Origin of the sequence: Streptomyces sp. WM4235, assembly GCF_001279725.1 — a bacterium.
GTDB lineage: Bacteria > Actinomycetota > Actinomycetes > Streptomycetales > Streptomycetaceae > Streptomyces.
Map to the genome: position 1 here is coordinate 84404 of NZ_LGDE01000436.1, position 15801 is coordinate 100204.

At 68.2% G+C, this 15801-nt stretch carries 20 protein-coding genes; 1 reads left to right on the forward strand and 19 read right to left on the reverse strand.

Translation table 11 applies throughout. The features are described from left to right. The first annotated feature begins 27 nt into the window (after positions 1–27). Positions 28–972: a DUF389 domain-containing protein gene (locus ADK55_RS28035; protein ID WP_053682602.1), complete on the forward strand. Its 945-nt coding sequence runs from the start codon at positions 28–30 to the stop codon at positions 970–972. 13 nt (positions 973–985) lie between these two features. Here the strand turns inward: ADK55_RS28035 and glmM are convergent, their stop codons facing one another. From glmM to rplR, 19 genes are all read right to left on the reverse strand, one after another. Then, complete coding sequence (gene glmM / locus ADK55_RS28040) at positions 986–2344, reverse strand: phosphoglucosamine mutase (protein ID WP_053682603.1); 1359 nt, start codon at positions 2342–2344, stop codon at positions 986–988. A 135-nt stretch (positions 2345–2479) separates the two neighbouring features. Further along, positions 2480–3001: a 30S ribosomal protein S9 gene (gene rpsI / locus ADK55_RS28045; protein ID WP_053682604.1), complete on the reverse strand. Its 522-nt coding sequence runs from the start codon at positions 2999–3001 to the stop codon at positions 2480–2482. A gap of 42 nt (positions 3002–3043) precedes the next feature. Then, positions 3044–3487 carry a 50S ribosomal protein L13 gene (gene rplM, locus ADK55_RS28050; protein WP_030230678.1) on the reverse strand — a complete coding sequence of 148 codons (444 nt, stop codon included), beginning with the start codon at positions 3485–3487 and terminating at the stop codon, positions 3044–3046. Between the two features lie 233 nt (positions 3488–3720). Then, complete coding sequence (locus ADK55_RS28055) at positions 3721–4992, reverse strand: glycosyltransferase family 87 protein (protein WP_234350283.1); 1272 nt, start codon at positions 4990–4992, stop codon at positions 3721–3723. A 112-nt stretch (positions 4993–5104) separates the two neighbouring features. Next, positions 5105–6733 carry an ABC-F family ATP-binding cassette domain-containing protein gene (locus ADK55_RS28060; RefSeq protein WP_053682605.1) on the reverse strand — a complete coding sequence of 543 codons (1629 nt, stop codon included), beginning with the start codon at positions 6731–6733 and terminating at the stop codon, positions 5105–5107. A 44-nt stretch (positions 6734–6777) separates the two neighbouring features. Next, the gene (gene truA / locus ADK55_RS28065) at positions 6778–7629 is read right to left on the reverse strand and encodes a tRNA pseudouridine(38-40) synthase TruA (RefSeq protein WP_053682606.1); all 852 of its coding nucleotides are present in this window, start codon (positions 7627–7629) and stop codon (positions 6778–6780) included. Positions 7630–7739: 110 nt separating this feature from the next. Next, entirely contained in the window at positions 7740–8204 is a 465-nt protein-coding gene (rplQ, locus tag ADK55_RS28070; RefSeq protein WP_053682607.1) for a 50S ribosomal protein L17, read from the reverse strand. A gap of 98 nt (positions 8205–8302) precedes the next feature. Then, entirely contained in the window at positions 8303–9325 is a 1023-nt protein-coding gene (locus ADK55_RS28075) for a DNA-directed RNA polymerase subunit alpha (protein ID WP_008739666.1), read from the reverse strand. A 137-nt stretch (positions 9326–9462) separates the two neighbouring features. Beyond that, positions 9463–9867, reverse strand: a complete 405-nt coding sequence (gene rpsK / locus ADK55_RS28080; RefSeq protein ID WP_053682608.1) for a 30S ribosomal protein S11 — start codon at positions 9865–9867, stop codon at positions 9463–9465. 54 nt (positions 9868–9921) lie between these two features. Beyond that, positions 9922–10302, reverse strand: coding sequence for a 30S ribosomal protein S13 (gene rpsM, locus ADK55_RS28085; protein ID WP_053682609.1), 381 nt, complete (start codon positions 10300–10302; stop codon positions 9922–9924). 200 nt (positions 10303–10502) lie between these two features. Beyond that, on the reverse strand, positions 10503–10616 hold the full coding sequence (rpmJ, locus tag ADK55_RS28090) for a 50S ribosomal protein L36 (RefSeq protein WP_003956441.1): 114 nt from the start codon (positions 10614–10616) through the stop codon (positions 10503–10505). Positions 10617–10689: 73 nt separating this feature from the next. Continuing rightward, a complete protein-coding gene (gene infA, locus ADK55_RS28095; protein ID WP_003956442.1) occupies positions 10690–10911 on the reverse strand; it encodes a translation initiation factor IF-1 in 222 nt (73 codons plus the stop codon). Between the two features lie 143 nt (positions 10912–11054). Further along, positions 11055–11891: a type I methionyl aminopeptidase gene (gene map, locus ADK55_RS28100; RefSeq protein ID WP_053682610.1), complete on the reverse strand. Its 837-nt coding sequence runs from the start codon at positions 11889–11891 to the stop codon at positions 11055–11057. Between the two features lie 92 nt (positions 11892–11983). Then, positions 11984–12631, reverse strand: coding sequence for an adenylate kinase (locus ADK55_RS28105; RefSeq protein WP_053682611.1), 648 nt, complete (start codon positions 12629–12631; stop codon positions 11984–11986). Then, on the reverse strand, positions 12631–13944 hold the full coding sequence (gene secY / locus ADK55_RS28110) for a preprotein translocase subunit SecY (protein ID WP_053682612.1): 1314 nt from the start codon (positions 13942–13944) through the stop codon (positions 12631–12633). The genes ADK55_RS28105 and secY overlap by 1 nt, the downstream gene beginning before the upstream one ends. Before the next feature lie 186 nt (positions 13945–14130). Beyond that, a complete protein-coding gene (gene rplO, locus ADK55_RS28115; RefSeq protein WP_053682613.1) occupies positions 14131–14586 on the reverse strand; it encodes a 50S ribosomal protein L15 in 456 nt (151 codons plus the stop codon). A gap of 1 nt (position 14587) precedes the next feature. After that, positions 14588–14770, reverse strand: a complete 183-nt coding sequence (gene rpmD, locus ADK55_RS28120) for a 50S ribosomal protein L30 (RefSeq protein WP_053682614.1) — start codon at positions 14768–14770, stop codon at positions 14588–14590. Next, positions 14770–15372, reverse strand: coding sequence for a 30S ribosomal protein S5 (gene rpsE, locus ADK55_RS28125; RefSeq protein ID WP_053682615.1), 603 nt, complete (start codon positions 15370–15372; stop codon positions 14770–14772). The genes rpmD and rpsE overlap by 1 nt, the downstream gene beginning before the upstream one ends. A 45-nt stretch (positions 15373–15417) precedes the next feature. Beyond that, on the reverse strand, positions 15418–15801 hold the full coding sequence (rplR, locus tag ADK55_RS28130; RefSeq protein WP_008739696.1) for a 50S ribosomal protein L18: 384 nt from the start codon (positions 15799–15801) through the stop codon (positions 15418–15420).

Consider the following 15801-nt stretch of genomic DNA (forward strand, 5'->3'; position numbering starts at 1 on the left):
ACGGGCGGCGGAGTCTAGGGTGCGGCCATGCTGCATCTGCGGATGATCATCCCGCCCGAACGCACGGACGCCGTCGTCGACGTCGTGGAGTCCACGGTCGGCACCGCCCACCTCGTCGTCCTGCCCGGCGCCGGCCGTGACCCCCGCGGCGATCTCGTCCTGTGCGACGTCGCCCGGGAGGCCGGTGACGAACTCCTTCAGGAACTCCGGGCCCTGAAGATCGACGAGGACGGCTCGATCGCCGTCGAGAACATCGACCTGTCGCTGTCGAGGCGGGCCGACGCGGCCGAGGAGGAGGCTCCGGGCGAGGGCGCCGACGCCGTGCTGTGGGAGCAACTGACCGAGGCGACCCACGAGGAGTCCACCCTCACCATCACCTACTGCGCTTTCATGATGCTCGCGACGATGATCGCGGCCTGTGGCGTGGTCCTCGACAACGCGATCCTGATCGTGGGCGCGATGGCGGTCGGCCCGGAGTTCGGCCCGCTCGCCGGGGTCTGCACGGCGGTTGTACGGGGCGTCCCCCGGCTCGCCCTGCGCTCGCTGGGCGCGCTGCTGATCGGTTTCGCCCTCGCGATCGTCGCCACCACGGTGTTCACCCTGGGGATGGACTGGATCGGCCAGTTCGACAGGACGATGCTGGACAGCCCCCGGCCGAACACCGGCTTCATCTGGAAGCCGGATCCGCTCTCCTTCGTGGTCTCGCTGCTCGCGGGCGTGGCCGGGGTGCTCTCGCTGACCTCCGCGAAGTCCGGGGCGCTGGTCGGCGTGGCGATCTCGGTCACCACCGTCCCGGCGGCCGCGAACGCCGCCGTGGCCCTCGGCTACGGGGAGTTCGCCCAGATGTGGGGCTCCGCGGAGCAGTTGATGGTGAACCTCGGCGGCATCATGCTCGCCGGCATCCTGACCCTGGCCGGGCAGAAACTGCTGTGGCGGACCCAGCGAGGCTGGATCCGCCACAGGAAGAGCTGAGACGCCGGTCCGGTCAGCCGAGGGCCGACTTCACCACGTCCGCGAGCCGCCCCGCGACCGCGCGGGCCTGCTCGATGTCGGCGGCCTCCACCATCACCCGTACGAGCGGCTCCGTGCCGGACGGACGGAGCAGCACGCGACCGGTGGTGCCCAGCTCGCGTTCGGCGTCGTTGACCGCCGCCGCCAGCTCGGCCGAGGTGGTGACCCGGGACCTGTCCACGTCCGGGACGTTGATGAGGACCTGCGGCAGTCGCTGCATGACCCCGGCCAGGTCGGCCAGGGACCGGCCGGTGGCGGCGACGCGGGCGGCCAGCATCAGGCCGGTCAGCGTGCCGTCGCCGGTGGTCGCGTGGTCGAGGATGATCACGTGGCCGGACTGCTCGCCGCCCAGCGCGTAGCCGTGCTCCTTCATCGACTCCAGCACGTAGCGGTCGCCGACACCGGTCTGCACGACCTGGATGCCCTCGCCCTCCATGGCCAGCTTGAAGCCGAGGTTCGACATCACGGTGCCGACGACGGTGTTCTCGCGGAGCTGGCCCGCCTCGCGCATGGCCAGCGCCAGCACGGCGAGGATCTGGTCGCCGTCGACCTCCTCGCCGTTGCCGTCCACGGCCAGGCAGCGGTCGGCGTCGCCGTCGTGCGCGATGCCGAAGTCGGCTCCGTGCTCGACGACGGCCTGCTTGAGCAGCCCGAGGTGGGTGGAGCCGCAGCCGTCGTTGATGTTCAGGCCGTTCGGCTCGGCGCCGATCGTGATGATCTCCGCGCCGGCCCGCGTGAACGCCTCGGGCGAGACCCGGGCGGCCGCGCCGTGCGCCTCGTCGAGAACGACCTTGAGGCCTTCGAGGCGGTTGGGCAGGACACCGATGAGGTGCGCGACGTACTTGTCGAAGCCCTCGTCGTAGTCGGAGACCCGGCCGACGCCGGAGCCGGTGGGCCGGTCCCAGGGAGCGCCGGTGCGGTGCTCCTCGTAGACGGACTCGATCCGGCCCTCCAGGTCGTCGGCCAGCTTGTGGCCGCCGCGCGCGAAGAACTTGATGCCGTTGTCGGGCATCGCGTTGTGGCTGGCTGAAAGCATCACGCCGAGGTCGGCGCCCAGCGCACCGGTGAGATACGCCACCGCCGGGGTGGGCAGCACACCGACGCGCAGGACGTCCACGCCCGCGCTCGCGAGGCCGGCGACGACCGCGGCCTCCAGGAACTCACCGGACGCGCGCGGATCGCGGCCGACCACCGCGGTGGCCCGATGACCGGCGAACGTGCCCGCCTCGGCCAGTACGTGTGCGGCCGCCACGGAGAGACCGAGCGCGAGCTCGGCCGTCAGATCCGCGTTGGCAACGCCCCGTACACCGTCCGTCCCGAAGAGTCGTCCCACTGTTGTCCTCCCGAGTTAACGCTTCGCTTTGTGACCGCTGTGACAAATATGTGCCGCTTGTGGCGGTAAACGAACCGCCCCGGCAGCACGAAGAGTGCTGCCGGGGCGGTTTCGTTGCGGAACAGCAGGCGCAGATTAACGCTTGCTGTACTGCGGAGCCTTACGGGCCTTCTTGAGACCGGCCTTCTTGCGCTCGACCGCACGGTCGTCGCGGGAGAGGAAGCCGGCCTTCTTCAGCGCCGGGCGGTTGTTGTCCACGTCCGCCTCGTTCAGCGCACGGGCCACACCGAGGCGCAGGGCGCCGGCCTGGCCGGAAACGCCGCCACCCGAGATGCGGGCGATGACGTCGTAACGGTTGTCCAGCTCCAGGAGCTTGAACGGCTCGTTGACTTCCTGCTGGTGCACCTTGTTGGGGAAGTAGTCCTCAAGGGTGCGACCGTTGATCTTCCACTTGCCGGTGCCCGGAACGATCCGGACGCGGGCGATGGCGTTCTTGCGACGGCCCAGGCCGGCGGCCGGCTGGGGGTCGCCGAAGCGACCGGCAAGGGACTCGGAGGTGTAGTCGCCCTCGACGACGACCTCGGACTCGCTGGTGTACTCCTCGACGTTGCCCTCGAACTCTTCGACGGGGGTCGTCTCGGCGGTGGTCTCGGCCACGATGCTCCTCAGAATTTTCTACGTCTTAGGGGGTGGCCGGAACTACTGCGCGACCTGGGTGATCTCGAACGGCACCGGCTGCTGGGCAGCGTGGGGGTGCTGGTCGCCCGAGTAGACCTTCAGCTTCGAGAGCATCTGACGGCCCAGGGTGTTCTTGGGGAGCATGCCCTTGATGGCCTTCTCGACGGCCTTCTCCGGGTTGTTCGCCAGGAGGTCGTCGTAGCGCACCGAGCGGAGACCGCCCGGGAAGCCCGAGTGGCGGTACGCCATCTTCTGGGTCGCCTTGTTGCCGGACAGGTGAACCTTGTCGGCGTTGACGATGATGACGAAGTCGCCCATGTCCATGTGGGGGGCGTAGGTCGGCTTGTGCTTACCCCGCAGGAGGGCAGCGGCCTGGGTCGCCAGACGGCCGAGGACAACGTCCTGGGCGTCGATGACGAGCCACTGGCGCGAGATGTCGCCGGGCTTGGGGCTGAACGTACGCACGCGTATGCCTTCGCTTCTTCAGTGGTGGTATCCCAAGGGCGCAAGCCCCACGGGAAGGTCCTGACAGGGTCACCACGGACGATCACGACAGCCCTCGTTCACAACGGGGACGCAACCCGTGTGCGAACTGCTGGTCATCGGTCCGGTGGACCGGCGCAAGGCCCTTTCACGTGAGAATGAGCAAGCCAATACGCAGAACAAACCAGCAGGGTACCCAAGCAGACCCGTACGGGTCAAAACGCGGTCCGCGATGCCGACTCTCTCGACTTCGCGGCGCACTCCGGTTCGGTCCTGGGTGGGGACCCCGCAGTTGTTACCGGGTCCAGAGTAACCCGACCGGAGCGCGGTCCACGACGCGCGAGCACGATCGCGAGCCCGCACAGCGTCGCGCAGTCGCGGAACGCACGCCTCTTGCGGGCCAGCTCGGTGGGCCACGGAACCCCCGCCAACTGCGGCACCAGCGCCGCCCAGAACCAGGGCGAGCGCGGCGTCGAACCGGCCCGGACCCCCGACACCAGCAGCAGCGGAAGCACCACCAGGAGGTAGTGGTCGAAGGAGGGCCGCGACACCAGGAATGCGGCGAGCATCACCATGCAGGCCGTCTCGACCAGCCTCAGTTCCCCGTCGTCGACGTCGTCGGTACGCCGCCAGCGGACCCAGGCCGCCCACAGGCCGCCCGCCGCCCCCGCGGACGCCACCAGCACCGCGAACACCCCCGGCACCCCCAGCCGCGGCAGCACCGCGATCGGGGAGGCGTCCCACGGCAGGGCGTACTCGTCCTGTCCCTGGAGCAGGAACGGCAGCGTCTTGGTGAAGAACAGCGTCGGACTCGGCATCATCAGCGCCCCCAGCAGCGACAACGCCACCGGCGTCAGCACCGCCGCGGCCAGCCCCCGCCACTGCCGGGCCAGCAGGAACAGCACGCCGATCGGCACCAGCATCGGCTTGCAGGCGATGGCCAGGCCCACCACCAGCCCGGCCGCCGCCCACGAACGCCGGTGCGCCAGCAGCAGCGCCACCGGCAGGGCGGCCGCCGAGATCGCCGTCCAGTTCCCGATCAGGACCAGGTTCAGGTACGGCTTGTAGGCCAGGGCGAAGAGCCCGAAGCCGCCGATCGCGAACCGCGAGGTCACCGGTACCGCGAACAGCCGCAGCGCGGCCCACCACCCGACGCCGATCAGTCCCGACATCCCCAGGGGCAGCAGCCAGCGCAGCGCCCACGTCGGCAGCAGCGCCTCCGGCACCGCCATGAGGACCGCGCTCGGCAGGTACAGGAACCGCTTGTCCTCGTACGGGGACACACCGTTCAGGAGCGCGTCCGCGGCCTTGACCACGAAGGCGTTGTCGGAGCCCCAGTTCTCCCGCAGGCTCGTCGAGACCGCGATCGTCAGCACGATCGCGAGGGAGACCGCCCACAGGGACCGCGGCGCCGGCCGGAGCAGCCAGGCGAGCCGCCCGCCCCCGGGCGCGGGCGCCCCCGCGCCACGTCGGGAATCCCGCCTCACGAGCCAGATGCCAGGCCGCAGCCGCACGCCGTCTCCCCCTCGAAATCCGCGCCGGGGTGGTCCGCCCCGACGCTTCCGCTCGACCCGCCTCAGCGCTTCCGCTCGACCCGCCTCAGCGCTTCCGCTCGACCCGTCGCTCGTCCCACACGGGCTCCTGAGTCTCCCGCACGACACCGTCCGAACCGAAGACCAGATAACGGTCAAATGTGCGCGCGAACCAGCGGTCGTGCGTGACGCACAACACAGTGCCGTCGTACGACTCCAGGCCGTCCTGGAGGGCCTCCGCCGACTCCAGGTCGAGGTTGTCCGTCGGCTCGTCCAGCAGCAGCGCCGTGGTGCCGGCCAGTTCGAGCAGCAGGATCTGGAAGCGCGCCTGCTGCCCGCCCGAGAGCTTCTCGAAGGGCTGGTCGGCCTGACGCTCCAGCTCGTAGCGGCGCAGGGCGCCCATCGCCGCGCCGAGCGGCTTCGCCGCCTCCGTCCACAGGATGTCGACGAGGGTCCGCCCGAAGAGCTCGGGGTGCGCGTGGGTCTGCGCGAAGTGGCCCGGCAGCACCCGCGCGCCCAGCTTCCAGGTGCCCGTGTGCTTGACGTCCTCGCCCGCGAGGAGCCGCAGGAAGTGCGACTTCCCGGAACCGTTCGAGCCGAGCACCGCGACCCGCTCGCCGTAGAACACCTCCAGCGAGAAGGGCTTCATCAGCCCCGTGAGCTCCAGGTTCTCCACGGTCAGCGCGCGCACGCCCGTACGCCCGCCCTTGAGCCGCATCCGGATGTCCTGTTCGCGCGGCGGCTCCGGCGGCGGACCGGCCTCCTCGAACTTCTGGAAGCGGGTCTGCATCGCCCGGTACCGCGAGGCCATGTCGGGGCTGGAGGCCGCCTGGTTGCGCAGCCGCAGCACCAGGGCCCGCAGCCGGGCGTGCTCCTCGTCCCAGCGCCGCTTGAGCTCCTCGAAGCGCGCGAAGCGCTCCTTGCGGGCCTCGTGGTAGGTCCCGAAGCCCGCGCCGTGCACCCACACGTCGCTGCCGGTCGGGCTCGCCTCCAGGCTGATGATCTTCTGGGCGGCCTGGGTGAGCAGTTCCCGGTCGTGGCTGACGAACAGCACCGTCTTGCGCGTGGCCTTCAGCTGCTCCTCCAGCCAGCGCTTGCCCGGGACGTCCAGGTAGTTGTCCGGCTCGTCGAGCAGCAGCACCTCGTCCGGCCCGCGCAGCAGCGCCTCCAGGACCAGCCGCTTCTGCTCACCGCCCGACAGCGTGCGCACCTCGCGGAACTGCGCGCTGTCGTAAGGGATCGCCAGCGCGGCCATGGTGCAGACGTCCCACAGGGTCTCCGCCTCGTAGCCCTGGACGTCGGCCCAGTCGCTGAGCGCCTGCGCGTACGCCATCTGCGCGGCCTCGTCGTCCACCGTGAGGATCAGCTGCTCGGCCCGGTCCACTGCCTTCGCGGCCTCCCGCAGCCGCGGCTGCGCCACCGATACCAGCAGGTCGCGCACGGTCGTCTCGTCGCGGACGGAGCCCACGAACTGCGACATCACGCCGAGCCCGCCGCTCACGGTGACCCCGCCGCCGTGCGGCTGGAGGTCCCCGGAGATCAGCTTCAGCAGCGTGGTCTTTCCGGCGCCGTTCGCCCCCACCAGGGACACCACCGAGCCCTCCCCCACACGGAAGGAGACGTCGGGGAGCAGGACCCGCCCGTCGGGAAGGTAGTACTCCAGGTGGTTGACTTCGAGATGTCCCATGCCGGGCATTCTCCCGGCCGGCGCTCGTGCGCCCAAACCGGTTTGCTCCGGGGTCAGCAGCAGCCGGCCCCGGGAAGGGTGCGCAGGTTCCGCGCCTCCTTGCTGCGGGCGGCCAGCAGCTCGTCGGCCGGGTAGCCGACCTCCTCCAGGGTGAGCCCGTGCGGCTTCACCACGTGCACCGAGGAATCCCGTACGGCGGCGGCCAGCACCGTGCCCGGCCAGTCGGTCGGCCGGTGGCCGTCGCCGACGTGCAGCAGGGCCCCCACCAGCGAGCGGACCATGTTGTGGCAGAAGGCGTCGGCCCGGACGGTCGCGGTGACGATCCCGTCCTCGCCGCGCTCCCAGGAGAGCTGCTGGAGCGTGCGGATGGTCGTGGCCCCCTCGCGCTTCTTGCAGTACGCGGCGAAGTCGTGCTCCCCGAGCAGCGGGACGGAGGCCTCGTTCATGGCGTCCACGTCCAACGGCCACTGGTGCCACAGCACGTGCCCGCGGCGCAGCGGGTCCACGCCGGCCTGGTGGTCGCCGACGCGGTAGGCGTACCGGCGCCAGATCGCCGAGAAGCGGGCGTTGAAGCCCTCGGGGGCCTCGGCGGCCCGCCACACCCGGACGTCGTGCGGCAGCCGCCCGGCGAGCCTGCGCAGCAGCTTGTCGTGGTGCTCGGCCCACACCTCCTCGGCCAGGTCGAACTGCGCGACCTGTCCGCGGGCGTGCACCCCGGCGTCCGTGCGCCCGGCCACGGTCAGCTCGACGGGCTCGGACAGCCGCATCACGGTCTTCAGGGCCGACTCCAGCTCGCCCTGCACGGTCCGCAGCACGCGCTGCTTCGCCCAGCCGGAGAAGTCCTTGCCGTCGTACGACAGGTCCAGCCGCACCCGGACATGCCCGGGCTCCACCTCGTCACTCACGTGAGCGATCCTCTCAGAAACACGGAAACCACCGGACAACGCAGAACGGGCCCGCCCCGGAAGGGGGCGGGCCCGTTCAGAGCCGTTCAAGCAAGCGAGATCCCGGAGGATCAGGCCTCCTTGGTCTCCTCGGCGGCCGGGGCCTCGGCGGCCTCGGCTTCCTTCACGGCGCGCTTGGTGGCGGCCTCGGCCTCACCGGTGGCCTGCTGGGCGACCGTCAGGGCCTCGACCAGCTCGATGACCGCCATCGGGGCGTTGTCGCCACGACGGTTGCCGACCTTGGTGATGCGCGTGTAACCACCGGGGCGGTTCTCGTAGCGCGGGGCGATCTCGGTGAACAGCGTGTGCACGATGCTCTTGTCCGTGATCGTCTGCAGCACCAGGCGACGGTTGTGGATGTCGCCCTTCTTGGCCTTGGTGACCAGACGCTCGGCGTAGGGACGCAGGCGACGGGCCTTGGCCTCGGTGGTGGTGATGCGGCCGTGCTCGAAGAGCGCCTTCGCGAGGTTCGCGAGGAGGTGCTTCTCGTGCGCGGCGCTGCCGCCCAGACGGGCACCCTTTGCGGGACGCGGCATGGTGATACTCCTTCATATCTGCACCGGCCGTGTCAGGTACCGGTGTCAGTTCCCCCGGGGCGGACGCCCCGGGAAAGTCTCTTGCTGCGAGCCGAGGCTCAGTACTGCTCGGTCTCGACGAAACCGGCGTCCGCGTCGTCGTCGGCGCCGAAGGCGTCGGCGGCGGCGGTCGGGTCGAATCCGGGCGGGCTGTCCTTGAGGGCCAGGCCCATGCCGGCGAGCTTCGCCTTGACCTCGTCGATCGACTTCGCACCGAAGTTGCGGATGTCGAGCAGGTCGGCCTCGGAGCGGGCGACGAGCTCACCCACGGAGTGGATGCCCTCGCGCTTGAGGCAGTTGTAGGAGCGGACCGTGAGCTCCAGCTCCTCGATCGGCAGCGCCAGATCGGCGGCCAGGGCCGCGTCCGTCGGCGAGGGGCCCATGTCGATGCCCTCGGCGTCGATGTTGAGCTCGCGGGCCAGGCCGAACAGCTCGACCAGGGTCTTGCCGGCGGACGCCATGGCGTCACGCGGGCGCATGGCCTGCTTGGTCTCGACGTCGACGATCAGCTTGTCGAAGTCGGTGCGCTGCTCGACTCGGGTCGCCTCGACCTTGTAGGTGACCTTGAGGACCGGGCTGTAGATGGAGTCGATCGGGATGCGACCGATCTCCTGGCCCAGCTGCTTGTTCTGGACGGCGGAGACGTAGCCGCGACCGCGCTCGACGGTCAGCTCCATCTCCAGCTTGCCCTTGCCGTTGAGCGTGGCGAGGACGAGGTCCGGGTTGTGCACCTCGACACCGGCCGGGGGCGCGATGTCGGCAGCGGTGACCAGGCCGGGACCCTGCTTGCGCAGGTACATCACGACCGGCTCGTCGTGCTCCGAGGAGACGACCAGCTGCTTGATGTTGAGGATGATGTCGGTGACGTCTTCCTTGACGCCCGGCACGGTGGTGAACTCGTGCAGGACGCCGTCCACGCGGATGCTGGTGACAGCGGCACCCGGGATGGAGGACAGGAGCGTACGGCGCAGGGAGTTGCCGAGGGTGTAGCCGAAGCCCGGCTCCAGCGGCTCGATCACGAACCGCGAGCGGTACTCGTCGACGACCTCTTCGGTCAGCGAAGGACGCTGAGCGATAAGCATGTGTGTTCCTTCAGTCGTGGACGCCCACTATTTGACGTCCGACGGGCACTACATACAGCAAGGGTACGGGCGGCACGTCCCCCGCGAGGGGTTCGTACCGCCCGGACACTCAAAGACGCACAGGTGCGTCCGTCGCGTCAGACGCGGCGGCGCTTCGGCGGGCGGCAGCCGTTGTGCGGGGTGGGGGTGACGTCCTGGATCGAGCCGACCTCGAGGCCGGTGGCCTGGAGGGAGCGGATCGCGGTCTCGCGGCCGGAGCCCGGACCCTTGACGAAGACGTCAACCTTGCGCATGCCGTGCTCCTGCGCGCGGCGGGCGGCCGACTCGGCGGCCATCTGCGCGGCGAAGGGGGTGGACTTGCGCGAGCCCTTGAAGCCGACGTGGCCGGCGGAGGCCCAGGAGATCACGTTGCCCGAGGGGTCCGTGATCGAGACGATGGTGTTGTTGAACGTGCTCTTGATGTGGGCGTGCCCATGAGCGATGTTCTTCTTTTCCTTGCGGCGCACCTTCTTGGCAGCGCCCTGACGTCCCTTGGGGGGCATCTAAATCTCCTACGGGAGGTGGTCGGTCCTACAGCGCAAGACCGCTGAACAGGACTACTTCTTGCCCGGCTTCTTCTTACCGGCGATCGCGCGACGCGGACCCTTGCGGGTACGAGCGTTCGTGCTGGTGCGCTGACCGTGCACCGGGAGGCCACGACGGTGGCGAACACCCTGGTAGCACTGGATCTCGACCTTGCGGCGGATGTCGGCCTGGATCTCGCGGCGGAGGTCACCCTCGGTGCGGAGGTTGGCGTCCACGTACTCGCGGATCTTGACCAGGTCCTCTTCGGCCAGGTCACGAACGCGGGTGTCGGGGTTCACACCGGTGGCCGCAAGGATTTCCTTGGACCGGGTGCGACCGACACCGAAGACGTAGGTGAGTGCGATCTCCACGCGCTTTTCGCGCGGGATGTCAACACCGGAAACGCGTGCCATTCAATGGCTCCTGTGTGTTCGGGGGTCTTCAGCAGAATCGACCCCGACCGCCGACCACACCTGATGGGTGGTGGTACGTCCGGGTCCCCGGCCCCCGCCGGAGGTGCCGCCGGCCCTGGTCAGGGCTGGGCGGATTCTGCGTTATGTACGTTTTCTTACGTCGCGCGAAGAACTGCGGAGTGCAGGTCGGTCGGCGTGCGTCAGCCCTGGCGCTGCTTGTGGCGCAGGTTGTCGCAGATGACCATGACCCGACCGTGACGGCGGATCACCTTGCACTTGTCGCAGATCTTCTTGACGCTCGGCTTGACCTTCATTGGGTGAGGTTCTCCGGGTCAGTGCCACCACCCGCGCCGGGACAAGACGCCCAGACGGGAGTGAAGACAAGATCTACTTGTATCGGTAGACGATCCGGCCACGCGTCAGGTCGTACGGAGAGAGCTCCACGACAACCCGGTCATCAGGGAGGATGCGGATGTAGTGCATGCGCATCTTGCCACTGATGTGCGCGAGGACTTTGTGACCGTTCTGGAGTTCCACCTTGAACATCGCGTTCGGGAGGGACTCGATCACGGTGCCCTCGATTTCGATGGCACCTTGCTTCTTGGCCACGCTTCGCCTTTCGAATCGGCTACCTTGATCGGCGCCGTGCCTCGCCCATGCAGGGCATGGGGATGCACGAGAGCCGACGCATCAGTCTACGTCAGGGCATCCGGAAAGACGAATCCGGAAAGTTTGCCCCACATTGTAGATCATTAACCGAGGGGGTCCGGGGCCGTGGTGACCCCGTACTCCGCCAGTTTCGCCTTGCCGCAGTCGGGGCTGGTCAGCACGATCGGACCCGCCTCGGTCAGGGCGATGGAGTGTTCCCAGTGGGAGGACCAGGTGCCGTCGGTCGTGATGACCGTCCAGTCGTCCGCCAGCACCTCCGTCTGGGGGGTGCCCAGGGAGACCATCGGCTCGATCGCCAGGCAGACGCCCGGGACGAGCTTGATCCCCTTGCCCCGCTTGCGCGAGACGTAGTTCAGCAGGTGGGGGTCCATGTGCATCTCGGACCCGATGCCGTGGCCGCCGTAGTCCTCGATGATCCCGTACTTGCCGGTAGCGGGACGCGGCTGGCGGCGGATGTAGCCCTCGATCGCCTTCGAGATGTCCACGAGGCGGTTGCCGAGCTTCATGGCGGCGATGCCGGCCCACATGGACTCCTCGGTCACCCGGGAGAGCTCCAGGAGCTCAGGCGCGTGCCCAGTGCCCACGAAAGCGGTGTACGCGGCGTCGCCGTGCCAGCCGTCGACGATGGCGCCCGCGTCGATCGAGATCACGTCGCCGTCCTTGAGGACGGTCTTGTCGTCCGGGATGCCGTGGACGACGACCTCGTTGACCGACGTGCAGATCGTCGCCGGGAATCCGCCGTAGCCGAGGAAGTTCGACTTCGCGCCGGCGTCCGCGATGACCTTGCGGGCCACCATGTCCAGATCCCGCGTCGTGGCGCCCGGCACGGCCGCCTCACGGGTCGCCGCGTGGATGGCCGCGACCACCAGCCCGGCCTCCCGCATCTTGGCGATCTGCTCGGGCGTCTTGAGCTGCACCATGGACGTGCCTTCCACCTTCTGAATCGGGACTTCTCAACAGTACGGCCGCGGCGCCCTGAGGACACCGCGGCCGTACCTGCACAGCATGGGTACTACTTCTTCAGGGCTTCCATCGCGCGCTTCGTGACGTCCGCTACCTCACCGAGGGCCGGGATGGTCACCAGCAGGCCCTGGGCCTTGTAGTAGTCGATGATCGGCTCGGTCTGCGTGTGGTAGACCTCCAGCCGGTTGCGGACCGTGGCCTCCGAGTCGTCACCGCGCTGGTACAGCTCGCCGCCACAGGTGTCGCACACGCCCTCGGCCTTGGCCGGGGCGTAGGTCACGTGGAAGACGTGCGCGGAGTCGTTGCGGCAGATCCGACGACCGGCGATGCGCTTGACGACCTCGTCCTCCTCGACCTCCAGGTCGAGGACGGCGTCCAGCTTCATGCCGGCGGTCCGGAGCATCTCGTCCAGGGCGACGGCCTGCGACACGTTCCGCGGGAAACCGTCGAGCAGGAAGCCGTTCGCGGCGTCCGCCTGCTCCATCCGGTCCTTCGCCATGCCGATGGTGATCTCGTCGGGGACGAGGTCACCGGCGTCCATGAACGCCTTGGCGCGCCGGCCGAGCTCCGTGTTCTGGCTGATGTTGGCGCGGAACAGGTCGCCCGTGGAGATGTGCGGGATCGACAGGTTCTTGGCAAGGAACGCGGCCTGCGTTCCCTTGCCCGCACCGGGGGGTCCGACGAGGACGATTCGCATCAGCGGAGGAACCCTTCGTAATTGCGCTGCTGGAGCTGGCTCTCGATCTGCTTCACGGTTTCCAGACCGACACCCACGATGATCAGGATGCTCGTCCCGCCGAACGGGAAGTTCTGGTTCGCGCCGAAGCCCGCCAACGCCATCGTCGGCACAAGAGCAATGAGACCCAGGTACAGCGACCCCGGCCAGGTGATCCGGTTGAGTACGTAGCTGAGGTACTCGGCGGTGGGTCGGCCGGCGCGGATGCCCGGGATGAAGCCACCATACTTCTTCATGTTGTCGGCGACTTCCTCGGGGTTGAACGAGATCGCCACGTAGAAGAACGCGAAGAAGACGATCAGGAGGAAGTAGACGGCGATGTAGTACGGGTGGTCGCCCTTGACGAAGTGCTTCTGGATCCAGGTGGCCCAGCCGGCGGTGGAACCGCTGAACTGGACGATCAGCGCCGGGATGTACAGCAGCGACGAGGCGAAGATGACCGGGATGACACCGGCCTGGTTCACCTTGAGCGGGATGTACGTCGAGGTGCCGCCGTACGCGCGCCGACCGATCATGCGCTTCGCGTACTGGACCGGGATGCGGCGCTGCGCCTGCTCGACGAAGACCACGAGGGCCACCATCGCGAGCCCGACCAGGATGACGACGCCGAACTCGACCCAACCGTCGGCGATCTTGCCCTGGAGCTTGATCTGCCAGAGGGCGCCGATGAAGCCGGCGGCGATCGAGATGAACATGAGGATCGACATGCCGTTGCCGATGCCGCGGTCGGTGATCAGCTCACCGAGCCACATGACGACACAGGTACCGGCGGTCATCGTGATGACCATGACGACCATGGTGAAGATCGAGTGATCCGGCACGATCTGACTGCGGAGCTGGCAGGACCCGAAGAGGGCGCCGCTCTTCGCGGTGGCGACGAGGCCGGTGCCCTGGAGGATCGCGAGCGCGACCGTCAGATAGCGCGTGTACTGAGTGATCTTCGCCGTGCCGGACTGACCCTCTTTTTTGAGGTTCTCCAGCTTCGGGATGACCACGGTCAGCAGCTGCAGGATGATGCTCGCCGTGATGTACGGCATGATGCCGAGCGCGAAGATCGTGATCTGCAACAGCGCGCCACCACTGAACATGTTGACGAGACCGAACAGGCTGTTGCCGCTCCCGGCCTGGTCAACACAGAACTGAACGTTCTTGTAGTTCACGCCGGGCACCGGGATGTGGGACCCGAGGCGGAACAACACGATGATGGCGAGCGTGAAGAACAGCTTCTTGCGCAGGTCGGGCGTCTTGAACGCCCGGGCGAACGCGGTGAGCACGGTGCCTCCTGCGACCCCCGCGCTACTGCGTCAGAGGTGACGGTCTGAGGGATCGACGAATACGTACAAGCAAAGGTGCAGGCCACCTTACCGGCGACATGGCCCTCCGTGGAACGACCAACCGGGGATGCCCCATATGTGAGGCATCCCCGGTCGGGTTTCAGCTATTAATCACTGAGTTTCGTCTTAGACGAGCTCGGTGACCGTGCCACCTGCGGCGGCGATCTTCTCCTTGGCGGAGCCGGAAACGGCGTCAACCGAGACCTGCAGCGCAACGGAGATCTCGCCCTGGCCCAGGACCTTGACGAGGCTGTTCTTGCGAACCGCGCCCTTGGCGACCAGGTCGGCCACCGTGACTTCTCCACCCTCGGGGTAGAGAGCGCCGAGCTTGTCCAGGTTGACAACCTGGAACTCGGTGCGGAACGGGTTCTTGAAGCCCTTGAGCTTCGGCAGACGCATGTGGAGGGGCATCTGCCCACCCTCGAAGCGCTGCGGGATCTGGTAACGGGCCTTCTGGCCCTTCGTACCACGACCGGCCGTCTTACCCTTCGACGCCTCACCACGACCGACACGGGTCTTCGCGGTCTTGGCGCCGGGGGCGGGACGGAGGTTGTGGGCCTTCAGCGGGCTGTTCTCAGCCATGTTAGTCAACCTCCTCAACCGTCACGAGGTGGCGGACGGTCTGCACCATTCCGCGGAACTCGGGGCGGTCCTCCTTGACGACCACGTCGTTCAGGCGCTTGAGCCCGAGCGAACGCAGAGTGTCGCGGTGGTTCTGCTTGCTGCCGATGTACGACTTCGTCTGCGTGATCTTGAGGCGAGCCATTACGCACCCGCCCCGGCACGTGCACGAAGCAGAGCCGCGGGGGCGACGTCCTCGAGGGGCAGACCGCGGCGAGCCGCGATCTCCTCGGGACGCTGCAGGCCCTTGAGGGCCGCCACGGTCGCGTGCACGATGTTGATCGCGTTGGAAGAGCCGAGCGACTTCGACAGGATGTCGTGAACGCCGGCGCACTCCAGAACGGCGCGCACCGGGCCACCGGCGATAACACCGGTACCGGGGGAAGCCGGCTTCAGGAGCACGACGCCCGCGGCACGCTCGCCCGTGATCGGGTGAGGGATGGTGCCCTGGATGCGCGGAACCTTGAAGAAGTTCTTCTTGGCTTCCTCGACACCCTTGGCGATGGCCGCGGGAACTTCCTTGGCCTTGCCGTAACCGACACCTACAGTGCCGTCACCGTCGCCCACCACGACCAGCGCGGTGAAGCTGAAGCGGCGACCACCCTTGACAACCTTGGCGACGCGGTTGATCGCGACAACGCGCTCAACGTAAGCGGTCTTCTCGGCGGCAGGGCCACCGTCGCGACCCTTCCGGTCCCGCCGCTCGCCGCCACCGGCACCGCTTCCGCGGCGCTGGGGTCCAGCCATTGGATTACCTCTCTCTGTTACGTCCGTGAGTCCCGGAACCGGGGCTTAGAACTTCAGCCCGGCTTCGCGGGCGGCGTCAGCCAGAGCGGCAATGCGCCCGGCGTATCGGTTGCCACCGCGGTCGAAGACAACGGTCTCGACTCCGGCAGCCTTCGCACGCTCGGCCACGAGCGCGCCGACGGCCTGGGCCTGGGCGCTCTTGTCGCCTTCGCCACCGCGGATCGAGGTGTCCAGGGTCGACGCGGACGCCAGGGTGTGACCCTGGAGGTCGTCGATGACCTGAGCAACGATGTTGCGGTTGGAACGCGTCACGACGAGGCGCGGACGCTCCGCCGTACCCGACACGTTCTTGCGAATGCGAATGTGGCGGCGAGCCTTGGCAGCGCGCTTGTACGCGTCGCCCTTGGCGATCTTCACACCGTATGCCAT